Consider the following 9031-nt stretch of genomic DNA (forward strand, 5'->3'; position numbering starts at 1 on the left):
CGGCTCGTCATTGCCTGTGGCGGCGATCTGCGCATAGTGGAACTCATGGCCGCGGATGAGCATGCCTTCGCTGCCAAGCGGACACCCGGCGCGCAGCCGCGCCTCGCGATAGCCGAGGTTCATCTTGCGCCTGGCGAAGCTGGTCGAATGGCCAAGCAGGCCAAGCATTTTATGGCTCTCGCCGTCCGCATCCTCCAGCACCTCGCCCAGCACCATGAAGCCGCCGCACTCGCCATGCACTGGCTTGGTCGCGGCGAAACGGGCCATTCCCGCACGGAAGTTGCCAGCGGCCGCAAGCTTGCCGGCATGCAGTTCTGGATAACCGCCTGGCAGCCAGCAGACATCGCAATCTTGGCTCGGCGCTTCGTCGGCAAGCGGTGAGAAGGGCACGATCTCGGCGCCAGCGTTTCGCCAGTATGAGGCGACATGCGGGTAGAGGAAGGTGAAGGCGGCGTCCTCGGCCAGTGCAATGCGCTGGCTTGGCGGCTGTAACGCCTCGCCGAAGTCGCCGGCCGTGGGTTCGAGCGGGCTCGCCAGCGCGAGAATGGCGTCGATATCGAGCGACTTCTCGACCATGTCGGCAAGCCGGTCGAGATGCGCCATGAGGTTCTCGTGCTCCCCTGCTTGGACGAGGCCGAGATGCCGCTCCGGCAGGTTGAGCGTCGGATCGCGCATGATGGCGCCGACCACCGGCAGGCCGATGGCCTCGATCGCGTCGCCCGCCAGCCGGCGATGGCGCTCGCTGCCGAGGCGGTTGAGCACGACGCCGGCCATGCGCACATCCGGATCGTAGGTGGCAAAACCCTTGGCGACGGCGGCGGCCGTGGTCGACTGACCGGAAACGTCGAGCACCAGAAGCACCGGCAGGCCATAGAGCCGGGCGAGATCGGCGGCCGAACCCGAACGGCCTTCCGGCGCGGGAATGCCGTCGAAAAGGCCCATCGCGCTTTCGAGAATCACGTACTCGGCACCACACGCTGCCTGGTTCGCCAGCGCGTTGAGCAGGGAAGGCGGCATCGCCCAGCTGTCGAGATTGACGCCGGAGAGGCCGGTGGCGGCGGTATGGAAGCCGGGATCGATATAGTCCGGTCCGGACTTCGCGCCGCGCACCTTCAGCCCGCGCCGGGCAAGCGCGCGCAACAGGCCTATGGTGACGCTGGTCTTGCCCGAGCCGGAGCGCGGCGCGCCGATGATGATCGCGCGCGCCGTCATGCCCCGCCCGCCAGTGCCGCGCGCATGGCGACGATACCGCCGACGACGATCAGCGCCGGGGAGGCGAGCCCGGCGGCAGCGGCCTCCTCGGCGATTGTGGCGAGCGTGGCGACAACGATGCGCTCCTGCGGCGTGGTCGCTGCGACGATCACGGCGGCAGGCGTCGACGGCGCGAGGCCACCGCTGAGCAGCTTTGCCGCTATCACCGGCAGATTGGCCATGCCCATATAGATGACGACCGGCTGGCCGGTGCGCGCGATTGCGGCCCAGTCGATGTCGTCATCGGTGCCGGCGGCATGGCCCGTGGCAAGGATGACCGCCTTGTTGATGCCGCGCATGGTGGCAGGGATGGCGGTGGCGGCCAATGCGCTGAGACCGGAGGTGAGGCCGGAGAGCACCCGAAATGGTATGTTTTCCCGTGCCAGCGACAACGCCTCTTCGCCGCCGCGGCCGAAAATATAGGGATCGCCGCCCTTGAGCCGCACGACGCGGCAGCCCTGGCGCGCCAGCCGCACGAGCAGGGCGTTGATGTCGTCCTGCTTCATCGAGGGCTGGCCGCCGCGTTTACCGGCGTAGAAGAGCTCCGCGCCTGCAGCAACCGCGACGACATCGGGCGAGACCAGCGCGTCATAGACCAGCGCATCGCACTGCCCGAGTGCCGCCAGCACTTCGAGCGTCAGGCAGCCGGGATCGCCGGGGCCGGCGCCGGCCAGCCAGACATGGCCGGGCTCCAGCGCGCGCGGCTTGAAGTTCAGCCGCGCCAGCGCCTGCTCCACCGTTGCCCGTCCGTTTCTGTTGGTGCTGGCGTTCACAATCCGTCCCGTCCGCGAAAACGCCGCTGGTAGTGGGCGTCGTAAAGTGAGCTCTCGCCGAAATCCTGCGCGGCCAATGCGCTGCCGACGAAGATGATCGCCGTGCGCTCCATCGGATTTTGCGCAAGCTGCGCCTCGATCGTGCCCAGCGTGCCGGTCAGAATGCGCTCGTCCGACCAGGAAGCGCGGAAGACGACCGCCACTGGGCATTCTGCGCCGTAGAGCGGCGTGAGTTCGGCAACGATGCGGGCGATGGCATGGATGGCGAGATGGATGGCTAGAGTTGCACCGGTGCGGCCGAAGCCGGCAAGCGTCTCGCCGGGCGGCATTTTCGAGGCGCGGCCGGAGACGCGGGTCAGCACGAGGCTCTGCCCGAGCTCGGGAATGGTAAGCTCGCGCCGTAACGCCGCCGCCGCCGCCGCGAAGGAAGGCACGCCCGGCGTCAGCGTGTAGGGGATATCGCGCTTCTCGAGCCGCCGGATCTGCTCGGCCACTGCGCTCCACACCGAAAGGTCGCCGGAATGCAGGCGCGCGACGTCCTGGCCGGCTTCGTGGGCGGCAAGATATTCGGCCTCGATCTCGTCGAGCGACATCGGCGCGGTGTCGATCAGTTTTGTGCCGGGCGCGCAGTGTTCGAGCAGTTCCGGCGCGACGATCGAGCCGGCATAGAGGCAGATCGGACAGGAGGCCAGCAGGCGGCTGCCGCGCAAGGTGATGAGGTCGGCAGCACCAGGGCCGGCGCCGATGAAATGGACGGTCATTTTGGGCCTCCACCAAGGGCGATGGCGCAGGTAACAGGACCAAGAACAGTACGTGGTCCAAGCAGTTTCGCCTCTTTGCCGGCCGCGGCCAGGGCCGACGCTTCCGAAACCGACGGCGTGCCGGCGTGAGCCTGCGACCATTCGGATTGGCTGATCGTGCCGGATGAGACGGTTTGCAAGGCGTCGTCGGAGACGACGAGCACGGGCAGGTCGAGGTCGCGACCGGCAAGAAAGATCGCTTGCTCGTCGCGTTTCATTTCGCCCGTTGCCAGCGCTGAAAGCGCGGTCTTTGGCAACCCATGCGCTTCGAGCGCGGTCTCGATCGCGGCGCGCACGTCGCGCGCCATCACACCCTTCCGGCAGCCGATACCCGCGACCATCATGGCTTTACCCAGCTCCATTGCATGACCGGCATGGCCGGACGCCAGGCCTGCATGGATCCGACCGGCGCCGCACGCGAGAGGGCGATGCGCAGAAGGTCGCCGCCGCGCCTGGTATGCTGGTCAAGCAGCAGCGCCTCCATTTCCAGCGTCACAGCATTGGCGACCAACCGGCCGCCGGCGCGCAGCGACTTGATCGCTGTCTGCAGCACGCCGGCATCGCTGCCGCCGCCGCCGATGAAGATGGCGTCTGGTGTCGCCAGTGTTGCCAGCGCTTTCGGCGCCGAGCCTTCGATGACGACGAGACCGGGCACGCCGCAATGCGCGGCGTTGCGATGGATGCGGGCGGCGCGCTCGCTGTCGGCTTCGATGGCAATCGCCCGCATCGAAGGGTGAGCCCGCATCCATTCGATGCCGATCGAGCCGGAGCCGGCACCGATGTCCCAGAGCAGTTCACCGCGCCGCGGCGCCAGCGCCGACAGCGTCATGGCGCGGATCTCGCGCTTGGTGATCTGGCCGTCATGCTCGAACAGATGATCGGCAAGGCCGACGGTCAAAGGCAGGATGCGCGCATCCGGAGTCGATTCTATTTCGAGCGCCAGCACGTTGAGCGGATTGATGTTTTTGAGATCGAAGGCGTCGGCGCGGGCAGCGTGGCGCGTTTCGCCCTGGCCGCCAAGCGCTTCGAGAACCGTCAACCGCGACGGACCGAAGCCGAGTTCGTCGAGCAGCGCGGCGATGGCGACCGGCGCGTCGCTGTCGGATGTGAGCGCAAGGATACGTGCGCCGGGGTGGAGCAGGGGGCGGAGGAGGTCGATCGAGTGGCCATGCAACGAGATGGTTTCGACATCCTGCAGCGCCCAGCCGAGACGGGAGGCGGCTAGCGACAGCGATGACGGCGCCGGCAGGACGAGCATCTCATCCGGTTTCACTTTGCGCGCGAGCGTGACGCCGACGCCGTGGAAGAACGGGTCGCCGGAAGCCAGCACGCAGACGCTTCTGCCTTCGAGCGCCAGCACATCATGCATCTCGGCATCGAACGGCGTCGGCCACGGTCGCGCCTTGCCCTTGGCCAAGTCTGAGACGAGCGCGAGGTGCCGCTTGCCGCCAAAGATGACTTCGGCCTCGGCGATCCTGCGCTTGGCCTCGTCGCCCAGACCCGCTACACCGTCCTCGCCGATGCCGACGATGGTCAGCCATCTTGCGACCGGCTTGGCAGCGCGCGAACCCTCAGCAGGCATGATGACCCACCGTATTCTGATTCTCGGCGGAACCACGGAGGCCCGGCAGCTGGCGGGCAAGCTGGCTCGCCGGAAGGATTTCTCGATCACGCTGTCGCTCGCCGGCCGCACCGAAAGCCCCATGGCGCAAGGCGTGCCCATGCGTAGCGGCGGCTTTGGCGGCATGCAGGGATTGGCCGCCTACCTCCATCGGGAACAGGTCGATCTGGTGGTCGACGCCACGCATCCTTACGCGGCCCGTATGTCGGCCAATGCCGCTGAGGCGGCCAGGCAAACCCGCGTGCCGATGGTTGCGCTGCGGCGTGCCGGCTGGGAGCCTGTCGCGGGTGATCGCTGGACTTTCGTGGAGAGCGTCGCTGAAGCGGCCAAGGCGCTTGGCACGGCGCCGCGACGAGTCTTGCTGGCGATCGGCCGGCAGGAAGCCGGCGCGTTCGAGGCCGCTCCGCAGCATCGCTATCTCATTCGCAGCGTCGACCCGATCGAGCCAAAGCTGGCTGTGCCTGACGCAGTTTACCTTCTGGCGCGCGGGCCGTTCCCCGAAGCGGACGAGCGCGCGCTGCTTGAAAAATACGCCATCGATACCGTCGTTTCGAAGAACAGCGGCGGCGAGGCGACCTACGGCAAGATCGCCGCGGCGCGCGCGCTCGGCATCGAGTTGATCATGGTGCGCAGGCCGCCGCTGCCTGACGTTGCGTCGGCCGAGACCGTCGATCAGCTGGCTGCGATGGTCGATCATTTTCTCGACCCAGTTGCCGAACGCGGCGTGTAGACCAGCGCGGGCTTGTCGCCGCGCTTGATGATGCGGGTCTCGGGCGAGCCGATGATGACGCAGGTCGACATGTCGGCCTTTGCGGCATCGGCGTCGGCGAGCAGGAACACCTCGATGCGCTCTTCGGGCCGGCCGGCGGCGCGGCCGAAGATCACGGGGGTGGTGCCCGGCAGAATGGCCTTCAGGCATTCGAAGGCGCGGCCGAGCTGCCAGGGGCGCGCCTTGCTGATCGGATTGTAGAGCGCAATGACGAAGCCGGCCCCGGCCGCCGCCAGCAGACGCAGCTCGATCAGCTCCCAGGGTTTTAGATTGTCGGAGAGCGAGATGGCGCAGAAATCATGGCCGAGCGGCGCGCCGATGCGGGCGGCGACCGCGAGCATGGCGGTGACGCCGGGGACGACCGCGAGCTCGATTGACCTCCATTCTGGCGGGCCGGCTTCGATCGCCTCGCAGACGGCGGCCGCCATGGCGAATACGCCGGGATCGCCGCCGGATACGACAGCGACGCTGTGACCTTCGGCTGCCTTGGCCAGCGCCTCGTTCGAGCGGGTTAGCTCTTCGCGATTGTCGGAGGCTATGCGGGTCTGATCCTGTCGCAGCTCGAGCCGGTCGAGATAGGGCTTGTAGCCATAGAAGAAGGAAGCCTCCGTCACGGCGCGGATCGCCTCCGGCGTGACCTGATCGGCATTGCCGGGACCGAGGCCGATCACGGTGAGGCGGCCGCTCATGGCTTTGCTCCGGGAGCTCCGGGACGCGCCGACCAGCCGGCAACCAGCACGATGGCGAAATAGGGCGCCTTGTCGTCTTGCTTTTCCGCGAGCCGCATCGAGACGCTGCCCGGCATGGTGCCGCGCTCGACATAGACGGCCTTCGCCAGCTTGCCGGTCGCTTCCAGCGCGCGGCGGATCTTCGGCAGATTGCGGCCGACCTTCATGATGACGGCGGCATCGGTATCGGCCAGCCGTCGCGTCAGCTCGAACTCGCTCATCGTGCCGGGAAGCACGGTCAGCACATCGTCGCCCTGGACGATCGGCAGGCCGGTCGCCGACCAACAGCCGGACATGGCGGTGATACCGGGAATGACTTCTGTCGGGAATCGGTGCGAGAGGCGCACGTGCAGATGCATATAGGAGCCGTAGAAAAGCGGATCGCCCTCCGACAGCACGGCCACCATCTTGCCGGCGCCGAGATGCCCGGCGACCTGTTCGGCGGACTGCTCATAGAAATCGGTGATCTGCGAGCGATAGTCGTCGTGATCCTTGTCGATCTCGGTCGTCACCGGATAGAGCAGCGGCAGCTCGACCATATCCGGGCGAAAGCGCGCCTCGACGATGGCGCGCGCGTTGCTGTTGTTGCCGCGCTTGGCGAAATAGGCGACAACGTCAGCCTCGGCCAGCGCGCGCGCCGCCTTCAGCGTCAACAGCTCCGGATCGCCGGGACCGGTGCCGACGCCGACGAGCCGGCCTTTGGGGAAAGCGTTCACAGGCCTGGCCTCGCCAATGCGTTGAGTGCTGCGGCCGTCATGGCGCTGCCGCCCAGCCTGCCGCGCACGATGGCGAAAGGCACACCGTAGGAGTTTTCCGCCAGTGCATCCTTGGATTCGGCAGCACCGACGAAACCAACCGGCATGCCGATGATTGCGGCCGGCTTCGGCGCGCCGTCGCGCAGTTTTTCGAGCAGATAGAACAGCGCGGTCGGTGCGTTGCCGATGGCGACCACCGAACCTGCCATGCGCTCGCTCCAAAGGTCGATAGCGGCGGCCGAGCGCGTGTTGCCGATTTCCTTGGCGATATCGACGGTGCGCGGGTCGCGCAGCGTGCAGATCACCTCGTTTCCGGCCGGCAGGCGGGCACGGGTGATGCCGTGGGCGACCATCTCGGCATCGCAGAAGATCGGCGCCCCGGCGGCAAGGGCGGCACGGGCCGCTTCAACGAAACCGCTGGAGAACACGAACTGGCTGGCTGCCTCGACCTGGCCGCAGGCGTGGATCATGCGGATCGCGACATCGGCCTCTGTCTCGGAAAAGCGCGACAAGTCCGCCTCGGCGCGGATGATGGCGAAAGAGCGCTCGTAGATCGCCATCCCGTCATGGATATAGTCGTAGGCGGCCATTCTTCAGTTCCGTCGATAGAGTTCGGCGATCTCAGTCGCGCCGAGCCTTGTGAGGCAAGCGGCGGCAGTCTCGCCGGGATGCCGTGCGTTTCGGATCGCCGCCGCAATGCCGGCGACCCCGCGCGCGGCGTCATAGCCCGGCCTGTATCCGGCAGGAAGGGTCTTTGCCGTCCCGTCCACGACAAGTCCGGCTCCGTTTTCGTCGCCGACCAGGGTGAGCCCCGCTGGGCCGGGATGGGCGCAGCCTTTGGCGCAGCCGGAAATGTGGAGGGTGAGGGAGGCATCGAAGAGATCGGGGCTTTCCGTTGCGATTTCTTCGGCGATGGCGCGGGTGGCGATGCGGCCGGAGGCGCAGGCGGGCGCTCCGGGGCAGGCGGCAATGCGGGTGCGCGGATCGGTGGGGGCGGTGATGAAGCCGAGGGCGGACGCGGAGGCTTGGAGAGAGGCGCTGGCGAATGGGGAGAGGTTGAGGAAAAGTAGGGTGCGGCCTGGGGCCATGCGGATTTCGGCCGAGCCCAGATCGGAGGCCCTGGCGGCGAGGTCGATGAGGTTCTGCGCCGGCATACTTCCGAAGGGCAGGCCGATGCCGAGGGCGTGGCTGCTGCTCAGGTCGAAGAGGCCGATGGGCGAATGCTGACGCCCTACGGCGCCCCCCTCTGTCCTGCCGGACATGTCCGGCAGGACAGAGGGGGGCGCGAAGGAATGCCAGCCTGCGAGCGAAGCCAACTGCCGGTCCGACAAATCCCGCGTGTGCGCCTCGCGGCCTTTTTCGGCCACCATCCTTAGTGCAGCCACCGCGATGTTGCGCGCCGTATCCTCGTCAACAGTGGCGAGTGACTTCGCGCTTTGGCTGTCACCGGCAACCGACACGCTCCACTGGACGCCGGCCACAGTCCGCACCGCCTTCAGCCGCACGTCAGCCGTCAGCGCATCCACAGCCAACTGCCCGCCGCCGTCGACGACCACGGACACCTTCGGCCCCAACCGTGGCGTCAGCCCCGCCTCTTCAATAGCCAGCCTGATCCGATCGGCCACGGGGCGCGAATCTGCAATCTCCTGCGGGTCGATACCCGCGAGCGGCCCGGTCTCCACCGGCACGCCCGTCCGCACCGCGATGCCCAGCGCATCCACTTCCGCCGCCAGCGGCCAAGCGCTGTCTGCGGTCAGGCCCCGGATCTGCAGGCTACCGCGAGCGGTCACTTCCATGATGCCGTTGCCGTGGCGCAAGGCGGATTCGCAAAGACCGATCAGCGACTTGGGTGCAAGCCCTCCAGGAACCGGATTGAGCCGCACCAGCAGGCCATCGCCGGTCTGCATCGGCGCGCTCAACGCGGGGCAGGCGCCACGACGCGAGAAGGCGTTCATGCCGCCACCTCGCTTGCCTGCGCCTCGGCGATCAAGGCCGTGAGATCGTCGTCGATGGAATTCCTGAGCGGATGCCAGAGACCGCGCCGTCGCGCAGCCAGGAATCGCTCAGCGATGACCTTCGCGGCGGCGGGATTTTCGCGCAGCAAGAAGGCTCGGACTTCCGCATCACCGATATAGGCGTCGTGCACCGCCTCGATCAGCGCGCCCGATATGGCATGCGTGGTCTCGGCGAAGCCGACCAGGCGGTCGACCGTCTCGGCGAATTCCGAGGCGCCGCGGGGGCCGTGGCGCATCTGCCCGGCAATGAAGCGCGGATTGACGGCGCGGGCCCGCACCACGCGCGACACGGCTTCGCCGACCGATCGCGGCCTTGGCT

11 protein-coding genes are annotated in these 9031 nt (G+C 67.5%); 1 reads left to right on the forward strand and 10 read right to left on the reverse strand.

Annotated features, from left to right (window positions below; genetic code table 11):
* The 5 genes from EOA49_RS27715 to cbiE form a co-directional block, all read right to left on the reverse strand.
* Window positions 1–1212: cobyrinate a,c-diamide synthase (locus EOA49_RS27715; RefSeq protein WP_127243472.1), on the reverse strand; the 1212-nt coding region annotated here is incomplete at its 3' end.
* Window positions 1209–2024 (reverse strand): uroporphyrinogen-III C-methyltransferase, encoded by an 816-nt coding sequence (gene cobA, locus EOA49_RS27720; RefSeq protein WP_164746847.1) that lies wholly within the window; start codon window positions 2022–2024, stop codon window positions 1209–1211. The genes cobA and EOA49_RS27715, both read right to left, overlap by 4 nt.
* Window positions 2021–2785: a precorrin-4 C(11)-methyltransferase gene (gene cobM / locus EOA49_RS27725; protein WP_095801994.1), complete on the reverse strand. Its 765-nt coding sequence runs from the start codon at window positions 2783–2785 to the stop codon at window positions 2021–2023. The genes cobA and cobM overlap by 4 nt, the downstream gene beginning before the upstream one ends.
* Window positions 2782–3168 carry a cobalamin biosynthesis protein gene (locus EOA49_RS27730; protein WP_095801993.1) on the reverse strand — a complete coding sequence of 129 codons (387 nt, stop codon included), beginning with the start codon at window positions 3166–3168 and terminating at the stop codon, window positions 2782–2784. The genes cobM and EOA49_RS27730 overlap by 4 nt, the downstream gene beginning before the upstream one ends.
* Window positions 3165–4406, reverse strand: a complete 1242-nt coding sequence (cbiE, locus tag EOA49_RS27735) for a precorrin-6y C5,15-methyltransferase (decarboxylating) subunit CbiE (RefSeq protein WP_127241204.1) — start codon at window positions 4404–4406, stop codon at window positions 3165–3167. Before cbiE ends, EOA49_RS27730 begins: the two co-directional genes overlap by 4 nt.
* 1 nt (window position 4407) lies before the next feature.
* Here cbiE and EOA49_RS27740 point away from each other — a divergent pair, with 1 nt between their 5' ends.
* The gene (locus EOA49_RS27740) at window positions 4408–5175 is read left to right on the forward strand and encodes a cobalt-precorrin-6A reductase (RefSeq protein WP_095802025.1); all 768 of its coding nucleotides are present in this window, start codon (window positions 4408–4410) and stop codon (window positions 5173–5175) included.
* Here the strand turns inward: EOA49_RS27740 and EOA49_RS27745 are convergent.
* The 5 genes from EOA49_RS27745 to EOA49_RS27765 all read right to left on the reverse strand — a co-directional run.
* Window positions 5139–5903, reverse strand: coding sequence for a precorrin-3B C(17)-methyltransferase (locus EOA49_RS27745; protein WP_127241203.1), 765 nt, complete (start codon window positions 5901–5903; stop codon window positions 5139–5141). The two genes, EOA49_RS27740 and EOA49_RS27745, sit on opposite strands and share 37 nt — an antisense overlap.
* Window positions 5900–6658 carry a precorrin-2 C(20)-methyltransferase gene (locus EOA49_RS27750; RefSeq protein ID WP_127241202.1) on the reverse strand — a complete coding sequence of 253 codons (759 nt, stop codon included), beginning with the start codon at window positions 6656–6658 and terminating at the stop codon, window positions 5900–5902. Before EOA49_RS27750 ends, EOA49_RS27745 begins: the two co-directional genes overlap by 4 nt.
* Window positions 6655–7287: a precorrin-8X methylmutase gene (locus EOA49_RS27755; protein ID WP_067323345.1), complete on the reverse strand. Its 633-nt coding sequence runs from the start codon at window positions 7285–7287 to the stop codon at window positions 6655–6657. The genes EOA49_RS27750 and EOA49_RS27755 overlap by 4 nt, the downstream gene beginning before the upstream one ends.
* Before the next feature lie 3 nt (window positions 7288–7290).
* Complete coding sequence (cobG, locus tag EOA49_RS27760) at window positions 7291–8652, reverse strand: precorrin-3B synthase (protein WP_127241201.1); 1362 nt, start codon at window positions 8650–8652, stop codon at window positions 7291–7293.
* A partial coding sequence (locus EOA49_RS27765; protein ID WP_206520232.1) for a cobaltochelatase subunit CobN occupies window positions 8649–9031 on the reverse strand: 383 nt, incomplete at its 5' end. The genes EOA49_RS27765 and cobG, both read right to left, overlap by 4 nt.

The organism is Mesorhizobium sp. M1A.F.Ca.IN.020.04.1.1 (assembly GCF_003997315.1).
GTDB lineage: Bacteria > Pseudomonadota > Alphaproteobacteria > Rhizobiales > Rhizobiaceae > Mesorhizobium.

Coding starts and splice junctions, on each gene's coding strand:
- cobM (WP_095801994.1), bottom strand. CDS start 2,785: ATGACCGTCCATTTCATCGGCGCCGGCCCTGGTGCTGCCGACCTCATC.
- EOA49_RS27730 (WP_095801993.1), bottom strand. CDS start 3,168: ATGATGGTCGCGGGTATCGGCTGCCGGAAGGGTGTGATGGCGCGCGAC.
- cbiE (WP_127241204.1), bottom strand. CDS start 4,406: ATGCCTGCTGAGGGTTCGCGCGCTGCCAAGCCGGTCGCAAGATGGCTG.
- EOA49_RS27740 (WP_095802025.1), top strand. CDS start 4,408: ATGACCCACCGTATTCTGATTCTCGGCGGAACCACGGAGGCCCGGCAG.
- EOA49_RS27745 (WP_127241203.1), bottom strand. CDS start 5,903: ATGAGCGGCCGCCTCACCGTGATCGGCCTCGGTCCCGGCAATGCCGAT.
- EOA49_RS27755 (WP_067323345.1), bottom strand. CDS start 7,287: ATGGCCGCCTACGACTATATCCATGACGGGATGGCGATCTACGAGCGC.
- cobG (WP_127241201.1), bottom strand. CDS start 8,652: ATGAACGCCTTCTCGCGTCGTGGCGCCTGCCCCGCGTTGAGCGCGCCG.